The 14,751-nt window shown below is 70.3% G+C and carries 17 protein-coding genes; 16 read left to right on the top strand and 1 reads right to left on the bottom strand.

The annotated features are described in order from the left end of the window. The first annotated feature begins 9 nt into the window (after nt 1–9). The 16 genes from PcP3B5_RS03955 (at nt 10) to PcP3B5_RS03880 (ending at nt 14,477) form a co-directional block, all read left to right on the top strand. Complete coding sequence (locus PcP3B5_RS03955) at nt 10–771, top strand: SDR family oxidoreductase (RefSeq protein WP_061560602.1); 762 nt, start codon at nt 10–12, stop codon at nt 769–771. A gap of 11 nt (nt 772–782) precedes the next feature. Then, nucleotides 783–1,316 carry a cupin domain-containing protein gene (locus PcP3B5_RS03950; protein WP_043315315.1) on the top strand — a complete coding sequence of 178 codons (534 nt, stop codon included), beginning with the start codon at nt 783–785 and terminating at the stop codon, nt 1,314–1,316. Nucleotides 1,317–1,335: 19 nt separating this feature from the next. Further along, nucleotides 1,336–2,172 (top strand): alpha/beta fold hydrolase, encoded by an 837-nt coding sequence (locus PcP3B5_RS03945; RefSeq protein ID WP_145923848.1) that lies wholly within the window; start codon nt 1,336–1,338, stop codon nt 2,170–2,172. A 4-nt stretch (nt 2,173–2,176) separates the two neighbouring features. Continuing rightward, nucleotides 2,177–2,998: an IclR family transcriptional regulator gene (locus PcP3B5_RS03940; RefSeq protein WP_043315318.1), complete on the top strand. Its 822-nt coding sequence runs from the start codon at nt 2,177–2,179 to the stop codon at nt 2,996–2,998. Continuing rightward, nucleotides 2,995–3,792, top strand: a complete 798-nt coding sequence (locus PcP3B5_RS03935; protein ID WP_061560600.1) for an SDR family oxidoreductase — start codon at nt 2,995–2,997, stop codon at nt 3,790–3,792. The genes PcP3B5_RS03940 and PcP3B5_RS03935 overlap by 4 nt, the downstream gene beginning before the upstream one ends. Further along, nucleotides 3,785–5,467, top strand: a complete 1,683-nt coding sequence (locus PcP3B5_RS03930; protein ID WP_061560599.1) for a thiamine pyrophosphate-binding protein — start codon at nt 3,785–3,787, stop codon at nt 5,465–5,467. Before PcP3B5_RS03935 ends, PcP3B5_RS03930 begins: the two co-directional genes overlap by 8 nt. Before the next feature lie 10 nt (nt 5,468–5,477). Beyond that, nucleotides 5,478–6,281 (top strand): aspartate dehydrogenase, encoded by an 804-nt coding sequence (locus PcP3B5_RS03925; protein ID WP_058071795.1) that lies wholly within the window; start codon nt 5,478–5,480, stop codon nt 6,279–6,281. Nucleotides 6,282–6,291: 10 nt separating this feature from the next. After that, complete coding sequence (locus PcP3B5_RS03920) at nt 6,292–7,779, top strand: aldehyde dehydrogenase (protein WP_061560598.1); 1,488 nt, start codon at nt 6,292–6,294, stop codon at nt 7,777–7,779. Further along, on the top strand, nt 7,776–8,744 hold the full coding sequence (locus PcP3B5_RS03915) for a VOC family protein (protein ID WP_061560597.1): 969 nt from the start codon (nt 7,776–7,778) through the stop codon (nt 8,742–8,744). Before PcP3B5_RS03920 ends, PcP3B5_RS03915 begins: the two co-directional genes overlap by 4 nt. Before the next feature lie 11 nt (nt 8,745–8,755). After that, nucleotides 8,756–9,898 carry an FAD-dependent monooxygenase gene (locus PcP3B5_RS03910; RefSeq protein WP_061560596.1) on the top strand — a complete coding sequence of 381 codons (1,143 nt, stop codon included), beginning with the start codon at nt 8,756–8,758 and terminating at the stop codon, nt 9,896–9,898. A gap of 9 nt (nt 9,899–9,907) precedes the next feature. Continuing rightward, nucleotides 9,908–10,225: a hypothetical protein gene (locus PcP3B5_RS03905; RefSeq protein WP_061560595.1), complete on the top strand. Its 318-nt coding sequence runs from the start codon at nt 9,908–9,910 to the stop codon at nt 10,223–10,225. A gap of 1 nt (nt 10,226) precedes the next feature. Next, nucleotides 10,227–10,448, top strand: a complete 222-nt coding sequence (locus PcP3B5_RS03900) for a recombinase-like helix-turn-helix domain-containing protein (protein ID WP_043315329.1) — start codon at nt 10,227–10,229, stop codon at nt 10,446–10,448. An 18-nt stretch (nt 10,449–10,466) separates the two neighbouring features. Beyond that, complete coding sequence (locus PcP3B5_RS03895) at nt 10,467–11,498, top strand: aromatic ring-hydroxylating oxygenase subunit alpha (RefSeq protein WP_043315330.1); 1,032 nt, start codon at nt 10,467–10,469, stop codon at nt 11,496–11,498. Further along, nucleotides 11,495–11,932 carry a RidA family protein gene (locus PcP3B5_RS03890; RefSeq protein ID WP_061560594.1) on the top strand — a complete coding sequence of 146 codons (438 nt, stop codon included), beginning with the start codon at nt 11,495–11,497 and terminating at the stop codon, nt 11,930–11,932. The genes PcP3B5_RS03895 and PcP3B5_RS03890 overlap by 4 nt, the downstream gene beginning before the upstream one ends. Beyond that, nucleotides 11,929–12,885 (top strand): PDR/VanB family oxidoreductase, encoded by a 957-nt coding sequence (locus PcP3B5_RS03885; RefSeq protein ID WP_058071803.1) that lies wholly within the window; start codon nt 11,929–11,931, stop codon nt 12,883–12,885. The genes PcP3B5_RS03890 and PcP3B5_RS03885 overlap by 4 nt, the downstream gene beginning before the upstream one ends. 356 nt (nt 12,886–13,241) lie before the next feature. After that, entirely contained in the window at nt 13,242–14,477 is a 1,236-nt protein-coding gene (locus PcP3B5_RS03880) for a hypothetical protein (RefSeq protein ID WP_058071804.1), read from the top strand. A 40-nt stretch (nt 14,478–14,517) separates the two neighbouring features. Here PcP3B5_RS03880 and PcP3B5_RS03875 read toward each other — a convergent pair whose 3' ends face one another. Beyond that, the gene (locus PcP3B5_RS03875) at nt 14,518–14,715 is read right to left on the bottom strand and encodes a hypothetical protein (RefSeq protein ID WP_058071805.1); all 198 of its coding nucleotides are present in this window, start codon (nt 14,713–14,715) and stop codon (nt 14,518–14,520) included. Nucleotides 14,716–14,751 lie beyond the last annotated feature (36 nt).

The raw sequence follows: 14,751 nt of genomic DNA, 5'->3' as shown, positions 1-14,751 counted from the left end.
GACGCCCCCATGACTGCAAGCAACCTGTTGCAAGGGCGCCGCGTGCTCATCACCGGCGGCGCCGGCGGCCTGGGCCTGGCCTTCGCCGAAGCGGCGGCCCGCGCCGGGGCCCGCGTGGCGATCGCCGACCTGCGCGCCGACGAGGTCCAGGCGGCCGCCGCCAACCTGCGCGAGCAGGGGCTGCCGGTCGACGGCCTGGCTCTCGACCTGCGCGAGCCGCACTCCATCACAACCTGCGTGGAAGCCGCCGTGGAACGCCTCGGCGGCCTCGACGGCCTGGTCAACAACGCCGCGGTGACCAACTCCGGCGGCAAGCCCGGCGAGGCGCTGGACATCGCCACCTGGGACCTGGTCATGCAGGTCAACGTGCGCGGCGCCTGGCTGATGACCAACGCCTGCCTGCCGGCGCTGCGCGCAAGCGGCCGCGGCGCCATCGTCAACCTGGCCTCCGACACCCCGCTGTGGGGCGCGCCCAACCTGCTCGCCTACACCGCCAGCAAGGGCGCGCTGATCGCCATGACGCGCACCCTGGCGCGCGAGCTGGGCGCCGACGGCATCACCGTCAACGCCATCGCCCCCGGCCTGGTGGAGGTCGAGGCCACCACCTACGTCCCCGCCGAGCGCCACGAACTGTACCGCCGCCAGCGCGCCATCCAGCGCGCGCAACTGCCCGAAGACGTGAGCGGCGCCGTGCTGTTCGCCCTGTCCGACCTGTCCCGCTTCGTCACTGGCCAGACCCTGCCGGTCAACGGCGGGTTCGTCATGCTCTGAGGAGAAAACCGATGACCGATCTCAACCTGCAACAGCAACCCAAGAGCTGGGAACGCCCGGCCGGCGCCAGCTTCGAGCAGTGGTGCAACTCGCGCATCGCGCGCTATTCCACCCGCCAGTACGACTGGAACGCGCTGAAGTTCCAGGCCGACTACGACCCCAAGTACCGCCGCGCGCAGATGCGCTACATCGGCACCGGCGGCACCGGCGTGAACGCCGACAACAACACCATCCCCTCCGAGCACTTCACCTTCTCCACCATGGTCATCCCGGCCGGGCATGAAGGCCCGCCGCACCTGCACGTCGACGTCGAGGAAGTGTTCTTCGTCCTGCGCGGCAAGCTCAAGGTGATCCTGGAGAAGGACGGCGAGCGCTTCGAGACCATCCTCGGCGACCGCGACGTGATCTCGGTGCCGCCGGGCGTGTACCGCGAGGAAATCAACATCGGCGACGAGGACGCGCTGATGTGCGTGATGCTCGGGGCGAAGAAGCCGATCACCCCGACCTACCCGCCAGAGCACCCGCTGGCCAGCATCAAGCGCTGAGGGCCGGACGATGACGGCGATGAGCACGGCGGCCGCCTGGCAGGCCGACCTGGAATGCGACTTCCCGCAGCGCCTGGCGCGCCACGGCGAGGTCGTCAGCGCCTGGCGCGAAGCCGGCGCGGCCGATGCCCCGGCGCTGGTGCTGCTGCACGGCATCGGCTCAGGCGCGGCCTCCTGGCTGCCGCTGGCGCAGTGCCTGAAGGCGCGCGCGCGGCTCATCGCCTGGGACGCCCCCGGCTACGGCGAATCCACGCCGCTGGCCGAGGCCGCGCCGCGGGCGGAAGCCTACATGCAGCGCCTGCGCGAGCTGCTGGACGCGCTGGACGTGCAGCGCTGCGTGCTGCTCGGCCATTCCCTGGGCGCGCTGACCGCCCTCGCCCTGGCCAACGCCGAGCCGCGGCGCGTTGCCCGCCTGCTGCTGCTGAGCCCGGCGCGCGGCTACGGCGCGCGCCCGGCCGAAGGCGAAGCGGTACGCAGCCGGCGCCTGGCCGCTCTGGCCAGCGAGGGCATCGCCGGCCTCGCCGAACGCCGCGCCCCGGCCATGCTCGGCGCCAGCCCCGGCGCCGAGGCGGTGGCCTGGGTGCGCTGGAACATGGCGCGGCTCAAGCCCCACGGCTACCGCCAGGCGGTGGAGCTGCTGTGCGGCGACGACCTGCTGCGCCTGGGCCGCCCGCCGGTGCCCGTCGAGGTGCTGTGCGGCAGCGAGGACGGCATCACCCCGCCGGCCGCCTGCCGCGAAGTCGCCGCGGCGCTGGCGGCGCCCTTCCAGCTCGTCCCCGGCGCCGGCCACGCCAGCCCCATCGAATGCCCCGAAGCCCTGGCCGGACATCTCGTCCGCTTCCTCGACAAGGACTGAAACCATGAGTACCGACACCCTCACCGAAAACCAGGAACGCTACATGGTTCCGGGGCTGGAACGCGGCCTGACGCTGCTGGGCGAGTTCACCCGCCACGACCGCACCCTCACCGCCCCGGAACTGGCGCGCCGCCTGCAACTGCCGCGCACCACCATCTTCCGCCTGCTGGCCACCCTCGAGGCCCTGGGCTTCGTCACCCGCAGCGGCAACGAATACCGCCTGGGCATGGCGGTGCTGCGCCTGGGCTTCGAATACCTGGCCTCGCTGGAACTCACCGAGCTGGGCCAGCCGATCCTGCGCCGCCTGTGCGACGCCATCGGCTACTCCTGCAACCTGGTGGTGCGCGACGGGCGCAACATCGTCTACGTGGCGAAGATCTCGCCGCCGTCGATCCTCACCAGCGCGGTCAACGTCGGCACCCGCCTGCCGGCCCACGCCACCGTGCTCGGGCGCATCCTCCTGGAAGACCTGGACCTCGCCGCGCTGCGCGAGCTGTACCCGGAGAAGCAGCTGGAGCGCTTCTCCGAGGGCACCCCACGCAACACCGAGGAACTCTTCGACCTGGTGCAGAACGACCGCCTGCGCGGCTATGCGCTGAGCGAAGGCTTCTTCGAGGCGAGCATCTCCACCGTCGCCGCGCCGGTGCGCGACCACACCGGGCGTGTCTGCGCCGCCATGGGCGTGACCATCCCCGCCACGCGCATCGCCGAGCACCTGCTGGAACCGCTGGTGCGTCAGGTGCGCAACAGCGCCGAGGAACTCTCCGGCCTGCTCGGGCACATGCCCAACCCCAACGTCCTGTCGCTGCAGAGGGTGCATTCATGAGCCTGTGCGACCTGCGCGGCCGCGTCGCCGTGGTCACCGGCGGCAGCTCCGGCATCGGCCTGGCCACCGTCGAACTGCTGCTGGAAGCCGGCGCCGCCGTGGCCTTCTGCGGCCGCGACGGCGAGCGCCTGGCGCAAGCCGAAGCCGACCTGCGCCAGCGCTTCCCCGACGCGCGCCTGCTGGCCGCCCCCTGCGACGTGCTCGACGCCGGCCAGGTGCGCGACTTCGCCGCGCGCTGCCAACAGCAACTGGGCGCCGCCAGCATGCTGGTGTGCAACGCCGGCCAGGGCCGCGTCTCCACCTTCGCGCAGACCAGCGACGAAGCCTGGCGCGACGAGCTGGAGCTGAAGTTCTTCTCGGTGATCCACCCGGTGCGCGCCTTCCTGGCGCAGCTGGAAGGCCAGGCGGACGCCGCCATCGTCTGCACCAACTCGCTGCTCGCCAGCCAGCCGGAGCCGCACATGGTCTGCACCTCGGCGGCCCGCGCCGGGCTGAAGAACCTGGTGCGCTCGCTGGCCGTCGAGTTCGCCCCGAAGGGCATCCGCGTCAACGGCATCCTCATCGGCCTGGTGGAGTCCGGCCAGTGGCGCCGGCGCTTCGAGGCCCGCGAAGAACGCGAGCTGGACTGGGCGCAATGGACCGCGCAACTGGCACGCAGCAAACAGATACCCCTGGGGCGCCTGGGCCTGCCGCGCGAAGCCGCCAACGCCCTGCTGTTCCTCGTTTCACCGCTGTCGGCCTACACCACCGGCAGCCACATCGATGTATCCGGAGGCTTGTCCCGCCATGCGTAACGAAAACTCGGTCACCGTGGGCGCCGCCATCGCCGCCTTCCTCGAACAGTGCGGGGTCAAGGCCGCCTTCGGGGTGATTTCCATCCACAACATGCCGATCCTCGACGCCTTCGCCGTGCGCGGCAACATCCGTTTCGTCATGGCCCGCGGCGAAGCCGGCGCCACCAACATGGCCGACGCCTACGCCCGCGCCAACGGCAGCCTGGGCGTGTGCCTGACCTCCACCGGCACCGCCGCCGGCAACGCCGCCGGGGCCCTGGTCGAGGCGCTCACCGCCGGCACCCCGCTGCTGCACCTGACCGGGCAGATCGAGACGCCCTACCTGGACCAGGACCTGGCCTACATCCACGAGGCCCGCGACCAGCTGGCCATGCTCAAGGCGGTGTCCAAGGCGGCCTTCCGCGTGCGCAGCGCCGAGACCGCGCTGAGCACCCTCAAGCTCGCCGTGCAGACCGCCCTGAGCGCGCCGGCCGGGCCAGTCAGCGTGGAAATCCCGATCGACATCCAGTCCGCCTACATCCCCATGCCGGAAGACCTGGCGCCGCTGCCGGTGCCGGTCGCCGCGCCCACCGCCGAGGCCCTGGACCGCGTCGCCGAACGCCTGGCCAGCGCGCGCCGGCCGATGCTCTGGCTCGGCGGCGGCGCGCGCCACGCCGGCCGCGAAGTGAAGCGCCTGATGGACCTGGGCGTGGGCGTCATCACCTCCACCCAGGGCCGTGGCGTGGTCAACGAGGACGACCCGCGCTGCCTCGGCGCCTTCTCCCAGAACAAGCGGGTGGAAGCCTTCCTGCAAGGCTGCGACGCCCTGCTGGTGGCCGGCTCGCGGCTGCGCAGCAACGAGACCTTCAAGTACGCCCTGAAGCTGCCGCCGGTGACCTACCGCATCGACGCCAACCCGGCCATCGAGGGCCGCTGCTACAACAGCGAGCTGTTCATCTGCGGCGACTCGGCGCTGGCCCTGGCCGGCCTGGCCGAGCGCCTGGAAGGCCGGCTGAAGGTCGAGCCGGGCTTCGCCGAGGAACTGCGCCAGGTGCGCGAGCAGTCGCGCGCGCAGCTGCTGGAAGAACTCGGCCCCTACGCCTCGATGGTCGAGCAACTGCAGGGCATGACCGGCCGCGACTTCACCTGGGTGCGCGACGTGACCCTGTCCAACAGCATCTGGGGCAACCGCCTGATCCACCTGTTCCACCCCCGGGCCGGCATCCACGCCCTCGGCGGCGGCATCGGCCAGGGCCTGTGCATGGGCATAGGCGCGGCCATCGCGGCGGCGGAGAACGCCCCGCAACGCAAGGTCTTCGCGCTGTGCGGCGACGGCGGCTTCATCCTCAACCTGGGCGAGATCGCCACCCTGGTGCAGGAGAAGGCCAAGGTGGTGATCCTGCTGATGAACGACCAGCGCTACGGCGTGATCCGCAACATCCAGGACGCCGTGTACGGCGGCCGCCACTGCTACGTCGACCTGCACACCCCGGACTACGCGCGCCTGGCCGAGTCGGTGGGGCTGCGCCACGCGCTGGTCAAGGACCTGGCGGATTTCGCCGGCGTGCTGGAAAGCGCCTACGCCGCCGACGGCCCCTTCCTGCTGGAAGTGGACATGTGCGCGGTGGGCAACTTCGCCAAGCAGTTCGCCGGCCCGCCGAACATGGAAACCCGCCACCAGAAGGCCACGGCCTGAGGACCCCACCATGCTGCACATCGCCATGATCGGCTGCGGCGCCATCGGCCTCAGCGTGCTGGAAATGCTCAAGGACGACCGCGACCTGGCGCTCGACCAGGTGGTGGTCCCGGCCGGCCACCTCGACCAGGCGCGCCAGCGCCTGGCCGGCATCGCCGCGCAGGCCCGCGTCGTCGAGACCCTGGACTACGCCCGGCGCCCCGACCTGCTGGTGGAATGCGCCGGCCACGCGGCCCTGGCCGAGCACGTGATCCCGGCCCTGGAGCGCGGCATCCCGTGCCTGCTGGTGTCCATCGGCGCGCTCTCCGAAGACGGCCTGGCCGCGCGCCTGGAAGAAGCCGCGCGGCGCGGCGGCACCCAGGTCGAACTGCTCTCCGGGGCCATCGGCGGCATCGACGCGCTGGCCGCGGCCAAGGTCGCCGGGCTGGACTCGGTGGTCTACAGCGGGCGCAAGCCGAGCCGCGCCTGGAAGGGCACGCCGGCCGACGAGCGCTTCGACCTCGACGGCCTCACCGAACCCACGGTGATCTTCGAGGGCAGCGCCCGCGAGGCGTCCTCGCGCTACCCGAAGAACGCCAACGTCGCCGCCACCCTGTCGCTGGCCGGCCTGGGCCTGGACGCCACCCGCGTGCGCCTGATCGCCGACCCCACCAGCGAGGAGAACGTGCACCACTACCAGGCCCGCGGCGCCTTCGGCGAATTCGAGATGACCCTGCGCGGCAAGCCGCTGGCGGCCAACCCCAAGACCTCGATGCTGACCGTGCTCAGCATCGTCCGCGCGCTGGGCAACCACGCCCACGCCGTCTCCATCTGAGGACAGCGCCATGCTCGATCTCGACGCAATCCAACCCATCTGCATCGCCGGCCAGTGGCGCCTGGGCGGCGGCGACCTGTACGCCAGCCACTACCCGGCCGACGGCTCGCCCATCGCCCGCCTGCACGCCGCCGGCCTGGCCGACGTGGAGGAAGCCATCCAGGGCGCCCAGCGCGCCTTCCTCACCAGCGGCTGGGCGCAGCGCAAGCCCCACGAGCGCGCCGCGGTGCTGTACCGCGTGGCGCAGCTGATCCGCGAGCACGCCGAGGAACTGGCGCAACTGCAGCGCCTGGACAACGGCAAGCCGATCCGCGAGACCCGCGCCCTGGTGGCCAGCGCCGCCGGCACCTTCCAGTTCTTCGCCGCGGCCTGCGAGACCCTGGAGGAAAGCATCAGCCCCTCGCGCGGCGACTTCCTCAGCATGAGCGTGTACGAGCCCATGGGCGTGGTCGCCGCCATCACCCCGTGGAACTCGCCGATCGCCTCCGAGGCGCAGAAGCTGGCGCCGGCCCTGGCCGCCGGCAACGCGGTGGTGATCAAGCCGGCGGAGATCACCCCGCTGGCGGCCCTGGCCCTGGCGCGCCTGTGCATCCAGGCCGGGGTGCCGGCCGGGTTGATCAGCGTGCTGCCGGGCAAGGGCTCGCTGATCGGCGACGCCATCACCCGCCACCCGCTGGTCAAGCGCGTGTCCTTCACCGGCGGCACCAGCACCGGCAAGCACATCGCGCGCATCGCCGCGGACAAGATGATGCCGGTGTCCATGGAGCTGGGCGGCAAGTCGCCGACCATCGTCCTGGAAGACGCCGACCTCGACCACGCCGTGGCCGGGGTGCTCTACGGCATCTTCAGCAGCTCTGGGGAATCCTGCATCGCCGGCTCGCGGCTGTTCGTCGCCCGGCCGCTGTACGAACGCTTCCTGCAACGCCTGGTCGAAGGCGCCGAGCGCCTGCGCATCGGCGACCCGGCCGACGAGGCCACGCAGATGGGCCCGCTGATCAGCGAGCGCCACCGCGAGAGCGTCGAGCGCTACGTCGACCTGGGCCTGTCCGAGGGCGGGCGCCTGCTCGCCGGTGGGCGCCGCCCGCAAGGGCCGCAGTACGAGCGCGGCTGGTACTACACCCCGACCATCATCGACGGCCTGGGCAACACGGCGCGCCTGTGCCAGGAGGAGGTGTTCGGCCCGGTGCTGGCGGCCCTGCCCTTCGACGACGAGCGCCAGCTGATCGAGCAGGCCAACCACAGCGTCTACGCCCTCGCCGCCGGCATCTGGACCCGCGACTTCCAGCGCGCCTGGCGCCTGGGCCGCGCCGTGCAGGCCGGCACCGTGTGGATCAACACCTACAAGCAATTCTCCATCGCCACCCCCTTCGGTGGCTGGAACGACAGTGGCCTGGGGCGCGAGAAGGGGCGCCTGGGCATCCTCCAGTACATGGAGCAGAAAGCCCTGTACTGGGGCCTCAACCAGCAGCCCATCGCCTGGGCCGGAGCGACAGCATGAGCGTACTTGGCATCGACGAGATCACCTACGGCGTGGAAGACCTGCCGCGCTGCCGGCGCTTCTTCGAGGACTGGGGCCTGGACCTGGTCGACGAGCGAGCCGACCAGGCGGTCTTCGAAACCCTCAACGGCTGCCGCGTGGTGGTCGCCGCCCTGGACAAGCCCGGCCTGCCGCCGGCCATCGAGCCCGGCTCGACGGTGCGCGAGGTGGTCTGGGGCGTGGCCAGCGCCGACGACCTGGCGCTTTATGCCAGCCGCATCGCCACGGCGCCGGGCTTCGTCGAGGGCGGCGAGCGCATCGGCTGCACCGATCCCAATGGCCTGGCGATCCGCCTGCAGGTCACCCGCAAGCGCGAGCTGGTGCTGGAAGAGTGCGGCGCGCACAACACCTGGAACAGCAAGGCGCGGATCAACAAGCCCAGCCCGGTGTACGAGCGCGCCACCCCGGTGGAGGTCGGCCACGTGGTGTTCTTCGTCAAGGACGTCGACGCCTGCGAAGCCTTCTACCGCGAAGCCTTCGGCTTCCAGACCTCGGACCGCTACCCCGGCCGCGGCGCCTTCCTGCGCACCGCCGAGGAAGGCGGCCACCACGACCTGTTCATGCTCCAACTGCCGGCGCCGCGCGCCGGGCTGAACCACGTCGCCTTCACCGTGCGCGACATCAACGAGGTGTTCGGCGGCGGCATGCACATCGCCCGCTGCGGCTGGGACACCGAGATCGGCCCCGGGCGCCACCCGGTGTCCTCGGCGTTCTTCTGGTACTTCAAGAACCCCGCCGGCGCCCTGGTGGAGTACTACGCCGACGAGGACCAGCTGACCGGCGACTGGCAGCCGCGCAGCTTCGAGCCGGGCCCCACGGTGTTCGCCGAATGGGCCATCGCCGGCGGCCTGGACGGCGTCACCCGGCGGCAGAAAGGCGCCGAGGGCCCGCAAGGCAAATTCCTGACCGAAAAGAACAAGAGCTGAGGAGAAAGCCCATGTCCAAGCTGAAGATCGGCGTGCTCGGCGCCGGCATCGGCGGCCTGTGCGCCGCCATCGCCCTGCTGCGCGCCGGCCACGAGGTCGTAGTGTACGAACAGGCCAAGGCCTTCCTGCGCGTCGGCGCCGACATCAACCTGACGCCCAACGCGGTCAAGGCCATCGACGGCCTGGGCGTCGGCGAGGCGGTGCGCGCCAGCGCGGCGCGGCCCACCCACCGCATCAGCCGCACCTGGGACAGCGGCGAGGAAACCTCGCGCCTGGAGATGGCCGACGCCGCCGAGCGCAAGTACGGCGCGCCGCAACTGACCATCCACCGCGCCGACCTGCTGGCCGCCCTGGCCGCAGCCTTCCCCCTGGAGCGCGTGCGCTTCGCCCGGCGCGCCCAGGCTGTGCGCCAGGAGGCCGACGGCGTGCACATCGAGTTCGCCGACGGCGGCCAGGACCGCGTCGACGTGCTGATCGGCGCCGACGGCATCCACTCGGTGGTGCGCGCCGCGCTGTTCGGCGAGGAGCACCCGCGCTTCACCGGGGTGGTCGCCTACCGCGCCGTGGTGCCGGCGGTGAAGGTCGCCCAGGTGCCGCACATCCAGGCCTTCACCAAGTGGTGGGGCCCCAACCCGCAGAGCCAGATCGTCACCTTCCCGCTCAACCGCGGCCGCGACATCTTCATCTTCGCCACCACCGCCCAGGACAGCTGGCACCTGGAAAGCTGGACCACCCCGGGCAGCGTCGAGGAACTACGCGAAAGCTACGCCCACTACCACCCGCACGCCCGCGCCCTGCTGGAGGCCTGCGACGAGGTGCTCAAGACCGCCCTCTACGAGCGCGACCCGCTGCCCTACTGGACCCGCGACAACCTGGCGCTGCTCGGCGACGCCTGCCACCCGATGATGCCGTTCATGGCCCAGGGCGCCGGCCAGGCCATTGAGGATGCCGTAGTGCTCGGCCGCATGCTCGCCGGCGTGCGCGACCTGGCCCAGGTCCCGGCGGCGCTCAAGGCCTACCAGGACGCGCGCCTGGAGCGCACCAGCCAGATCCAGATCGGCTCGCGCGGCAACCAGTGGCTCAAGGCCGGCGGCAACGCCGACTGGGTGTACGGCTACGACGCCTGGGCCATCCCCGTCGACCACGCGGCCTGAGGAACGAACATGAGCGAAACCCTGCTGCTGACCGTGCTGCTGCGCCACGACCAGTCGAAGAACCTGGAGGACATCCAGGCCCACATGAAAAAGATGGACTGGTGGGAACGCTTCCCCGGCGAAGGCGTAGAGATCGTCTCCTGGACCGTGGCCATGGGCCTGGGCCAGATCGTCACCCTGCGCCTGCCGCCGGCGCTGCTGCCGCGCGTCAACGTCGAACTGGAGCGCTCCGCCTGGGGCGTGTTCCGCAGCGAATGCTACCCGACCTACGACTTCGTCCCGGTGCGCGAAAGCATCCGCGAACGGGTCCGCAATGGAGGCCAATGAAATGACCGAGCCCTACAACGAAACGCACCAGTCGCGCAGCCGCCCGAGCACGCCCTTCGAAGACCTGCTGGGCGACTCCATCGAGCGCGCCTACGCCGCCGGCAAACACGACCTGCCGAGCCTGCTGGAGCACCTGAACCTGGCCGGCCCGCCCTGCCCGCTGACCAGCGGCGAGTGGACCGAAGACGCCTACAAGACCCTGATGGCCCGCCTGGGCGAATAACGGGCGAGGAACGAGAAAATGACCGCGCAACTGACCGTCGATCCTGTCGAGAAGATCCTGGCCAATGGCCTGAAGAACCTCTGGTTCCCCGTCCTCCCCTCGCACCTGCTGAGCGACAAGCCGCTGTCCATCCGCCGCCTGGGCTACAAGATCGCCCTCTGGCGCGACAACGATGGCAGCGTCCACGCCCTGGAGGACCACTGCCCGCACCGCGGCGCGCCGCTGTCCCTCGGCCCGGTTCTGGGCGACCGCCTGCAGTGCCCCTACCACGGCGTGGAAGTGCGCTGCGACGGCACCGTCACCAAGGTCCCCGGCAGCCCCGGCTGCAAGCTCGAAGGCAGCCGCCCGACGCGCATGTTCCACGTCCGCGAGGCGGCCGGCGCGATCTTCCTCTACAACGCCGCCGACCCGCACCTGGAAAGCCCGCCGGAGCTGGTGCTGCCCGAGCAGCTGACCTCGCCCGAGTGGAGCAGCTTCATCTGCTACACCGAGTGGCGCGGCGACTACCGCTACGTCATCGACAACGTCATGGACCCGATGCACGGCACCTACCTGCACAAGATGTCCCACTCCATGAGCGAAGGCGCGGCCAGCGCCAAGTTCGTCACCCGCGACACCGAGCAGGGCTTCTTCTTCGAGAAGGAAGGCCAGCGCGGGGTGAACTTCGACTGGACCGAGTTCGTCGACAACGGCTGCCACTGGCTGCGCCTGGAAATCCCCTACCCGAAGACCGGCGGCCCGGGCGGCAACTTCACCATCGTCGGCAGCTACACGCCCAGCAGCCCGCAGCTGTGCGCGGTGTTCCACTGGCGCTGCCGGCCGCTCACCGGCTGGCAGCGCGACACCTGGCGCTTCCTCTACAAGAACCGCCTGGAAGCCCGCCACTGGGCGGTGCTGGAGCAGGACCGGGTGCTGCTGGAACACATGGAGCCGGACGCCAACCAGCGCGAGAACCTCTACCAGCACGACCTGGGCGTGGTGCGCATCCGCCGCTACCTGAAGAGCAAGGCCAAGGAGCAACTGGAACTGATCGAGGCCACGCAGCTATGAACGCAGTCGTCCGCGTACGGGCCGAGGCGCTGGCGGAAGCGCCCGGCGCCAGCTGGTCCAACGCCCTACGCATCGGCAACGAGGTGGTGATGTCCGGCATGACCGGGCATCCCGCCACCCGCGAGGGCGCCGAGCGCGGCGCGCCGCTGGGCGTCTACGAGCAGACGCTGCTGGTGCTGGGCAAATGCCGGGCACTGGTCGAGGCCGCCGGCGGCCACGTCGGCAATCTCTACCGGCTGACCGTCTACGTCACCGACATTGCCGGCAAGGACGAAGTCGGCCGCGCCCGCCGCGACTTCTTCGCCGGCCAGGCCTGCTACCCCACCTCCACCCTGGTGGCAGTGAGCGGCCTGGTGTTCCCCGAACTGCGCGTCGAGATCGAGGCCAGCGCGCGCCTGGACGTCGACCTGCGCACCGCCGAGGTACAGCCATGAGCAACGCAACCATCCCGGCGCTGGTACACACCCTGCGCCACGAGGCCGAGGGCATCATGAGCGTGGAACTGCGCCCCTGGGGCGACACCCAGTTCCCGCCGTTCGAGGCCGGTTCGCACATCGACCTGCACCTGCCCAACGGCCTGATGCGCAGCTATTCGCTGCTCAACTCGCCGAGCGACCAGGGGCGCTACGTGGTCGGCATCCTCCGCGACCGCAACAGCCGCGGCGGCTCGCGCTGGGTGCACGACAACCTGCGCGTCGGCACCCAGCTGCAGATCTCCGCGCCGCGCAACAACTTCGCCCTGGACGCCAGCGCCAGCCACAGCGTGCTGGTGGCCGGCGGCATCGGCATCACGCCGATCTACTGCATGTTCCGCCAGTTGCTCGCCCTCGGCCGCTCCGCCGAGCTGATCTACTGCGCGCGCTCGCGCCGCGAGGCCGCGCTGCTGGAAGAACTGCGCGGCCTCGACGCCCGGGTGCAACTGCACTTCGACGACGAGAAAGGCGTGCCGCCGGACCTCGCCGCCTACCTGGCCAACCATTCCGCCGACGCGCACTTCTACTGCTGCGGCCCGACGCCGATGCTCGACGCCTTCGAACGCACCTGCGAAGCCCTGGGCTACCCGCATGCGCACATCGAGCGCTTCGCCGCCGTCGAACAGGCCGCCGCGGAAGATGCGCTAGACAGCTACGAGGTGGAGCTGCGCAAAAGCGGCAAGCACCTGCGCATGGAAGCCGGCATGGTGCTGCTGGACGTGCTGCTGGAACAGGGCTGCGACCTCGACTACAGCTGCCGCGAGGGCGTCTGCGGCTCCTGCGAGGTCAAAGTGCTGGAAGGCGAGGTGGACCACCGCGATGGCGTGCTGACCAAAGCCGAGCGCGCCGCCAACCAGTCGATGATGGTCTGCGTCTCCGGCTGCCGCAGCCGGCGCCTGGTGCTCGACCTGTAGCCTCTCCTCGCCTCGCGCAGAACGGCAGCCCCAGGGCTGCCGTTTGCGTTTCTGCCGGCGTTTCCCAACGCACCGGATTCGCCCCTCGCGCCCCACGCCTGGGCATCCGCGTAACACCGCTCCGGGGGCGTTTCACGGGTGGTTAAAATGCCCGCGTTTCACCAATAACACATTGATATAAATAGGAAATATATAGAAAAACAGCCTCCTCTCCATGGCATGGAAACTGCTCTTCTCCTCGGGCAGGAAATTGAAACGTTGATTCATACAAGAAACAAAAACGACCAGCCTTCGTGAAGCTGCGTGCGGCCCTGCTGGCCCACTTCCGAGGCTGCCTTTTCCGAGGTGACGCTTCCATGTTGAGACCCACCCTGCTGGCCGCATTCGCGCTGGCACACGCTCCGCTGCTCTTCGCCGCCGAGCCCGGCCCGGCGCCGACCATCAGCCAGGGCATGCAGAACAAGCCCTTCCCGCACATCTCCTGGCGCAGCGAGGACGGCGACGCCAGCCTGGACGTCGGCGGCGCGCTGCGCGCCAACTACCGCTACGAGGACTGGGACAGCAGCATCAACCGCCCGGCGCGCTGGCTGTTCGACACCTTCCGCCTGGACGTGCAGGGCCGCTACCAGCAGTTCAGCCTCGACGCCGGCTACTGGTTCCAGGACCGCAACAAGCGCGCGGTGGACCGCGCCTACCTCGGCTACCGCTTCGACGAGCGTTCCGACCTGCAGGTGGGCGCGCCGGCCAGGCCCTTCGGCCTGCTGCCCTACCCGCAGTTCGGCTGGAGCTACCACATCCCGTTCTTCCTCGGCTTCGGCGTGAATACCGGCACCGGCCTGAAGTACGGCTACAAGGACAGCGACTGGGACTTCCAGGCCGCCTACTACCCGCGCATGCTGCCGTCGAGCATCCGCTACGCCCCGGAAGTCGGGCGCTATGCGGACCTCAAGGACAACGCCATCCCGGCGCTGCACGGCCGCCAGGACAACGAGAAGCGCGACCAGGTCAACCTGCGCCTGGCGCGCAGCTTCCAGGCCGGCGACTGGAACAACGAGCTGGGCGCGTCCCTGGCCGCCTCGCGGCTGTACAACGCCACCACCGACGACAACGGCAGCTTCTGGGCGGCCGGCGCCCACGCGGTGTTCAAGAACGGCCCCTGGACGATCTCGAGCCAGGCGATCCGCTACGAATACGATCCGAATAACCCCGGCGGCGTCAGCGACGATTCCGTGCTCATGGGCGGCAACGGCCTGACCCCGGCCTTCCTGGTCGCGGCCAAGGGCAGCATCGGCGGGCTCAACGTCGGCTACGACCTCGCCACGCCCTGGCTGGGGCCGGTGAAGAAGGTGAAGCTGTACAACGACTACAGCCGGCTGTGGAAGGACAAGAGCGGCTGGGACGACTCGCAGATGTACACCGCCGGCATCCAGTTCTTCGCCCTGCCGGTGATGGCCTGGCTGGACTTCACCTGGGCGCGCAACGCCAACCCCTGGGGCGGCGCGGAGAACGGCACGGGCTGGACCTCGACCACCTCCTCGGGCAGCAACGACTGGTACTTCCGCACCAACCTGAACATCGGCTACTACTTCTGATCGGCAGCGGGGCCAGGCCGGCGCCTGGCCCCGCCGGTCTTCAGAAGCGCTCCGCCGCCTGGGCGTGGCGCCGCGTCTCGTCCTGCTCCAGACTCTCGCGGTAGGCGTGGGCCTCCTGCTCGCTGTAGAACACGCCGACCAGCAGGCCCTGCTGGTGCACGTCCCAGCAGCGCCGGCCGAGGGCACGGAATTCGCGGGATTTATGGTCTTCGTCGCGCTCGGTGACAACTACGCTCATGGGTTCTTCTCCGTTGTTTGACTTGCATCAAGGCGG

The sequence above is a fragment of the Pseudomonas citronellolis genome (assembly GCF_001586155.1).
GTDB lineage: Bacteria > Pseudomonadota > Gammaproteobacteria > Pseudomonadales > Pseudomonadaceae > Pseudomonas > Pseudomonas citronellolis.
This window is presented reverse-complemented; position numbering and strand designations above follow the sequence as displayed.

Excerpts from the sequence above, each read along its gene's own strand:
- PcP3B5_RS03955 (WP_061560602.1), top strand. The coding sequence starts at position 10 with ATGACTGCAAGCAACCTGTTGCAAGGGCGCCGCGTGCTCATCACCGGC.
- PcP3B5_RS03950 (WP_043315315.1), top strand. The coding sequence starts at position 783 with ATGACCGATCTCAACCTGCAACAGCAACCCAAGAGCTGGGAACGCCCG.
- PcP3B5_RS03945 (WP_145923848.1), top strand. The coding sequence starts at position 1,336 with ATGAGCACGGCGGCCGCCTGGCAGGCCGACCTGGAATGCGACTTCCCG.
- PcP3B5_RS03940 (WP_043315318.1), top strand. The coding sequence starts at position 2,177 with ATGAGTACCGACACCCTCACCGAAAACCAGGAACGCTACATGGTTCCG.
- PcP3B5_RS03935 (WP_061560600.1), top strand. The coding sequence starts at position 2,995 with ATGAGCCTGTGCGACCTGCGCGGCCGCGTCGCCGTGGTCACCGGCGGC.
- PcP3B5_RS03930 (WP_061560599.1), top strand. The coding sequence starts at position 3,785 with ATGCGTAACGAAAACTCGGTCACCGTGGGCGCCGCCATCGCCGCCTTC.
- PcP3B5_RS03925 (WP_058071795.1), top strand. The coding sequence starts at position 5,478 with ATGCTGCACATCGCCATGATCGGCTGCGGCGCCATCGGCCTCAGCGTG.
- PcP3B5_RS03920 (WP_061560598.1), top strand. The coding sequence starts at position 6,292 with ATGCTCGATCTCGACGCAATCCAACCCATCTGCATCGCCGGCCAGTGG.
- PcP3B5_RS03915 (WP_061560597.1), top strand. The coding sequence starts at position 7,776 with ATGAGCGTACTTGGCATCGACGAGATCACCTACGGCGTGGAAGACCTG.
- PcP3B5_RS03910 (WP_061560596.1), top strand. The coding sequence starts at position 8,756 with ATGTCCAAGCTGAAGATCGGCGTGCTCGGCGCCGGCATCGGCGGCCTG.
- PcP3B5_RS03905 (WP_061560595.1), top strand. The coding sequence starts at position 9,908 with ATGAGCGAAACCCTGCTGCTGACCGTGCTGCTGCGCCACGACCAGTCG.
- PcP3B5_RS03900 (WP_043315329.1), top strand. The coding sequence starts at position 10,227 with ATGACCGAGCCCTACAACGAAACGCACCAGTCGCGCAGCCGCCCGAGC.
- PcP3B5_RS03895 (WP_043315330.1), top strand. The coding sequence starts at position 10,467 with ATGACCGCGCAACTGACCGTCGATCCTGTCGAGAAGATCCTGGCCAAT.
- PcP3B5_RS03890 (WP_061560594.1), top strand. The coding sequence starts at position 11,495 with ATGAACGCAGTCGTCCGCGTACGGGCCGAGGCGCTGGCGGAAGCGCCC.
- PcP3B5_RS03885 (WP_058071803.1), top strand. The coding sequence starts at position 11,929 with ATGAGCAACGCAACCATCCCGGCGCTGGTACACACCCTGCGCCACGAG.
- PcP3B5_RS03880 (WP_058071804.1), top strand. The coding sequence starts at position 13,242 with ATGTTGAGACCCACCCTGCTGGCCGCATTCGCGCTGGCACACGCTCCG.
- PcP3B5_RS03875 (WP_058071805.1), bottom strand. The coding sequence starts at position 14,715 with ATGAGCGTAGTTGTCACCGAGCGCGACGAAGACCATAAATCCCGCGAA.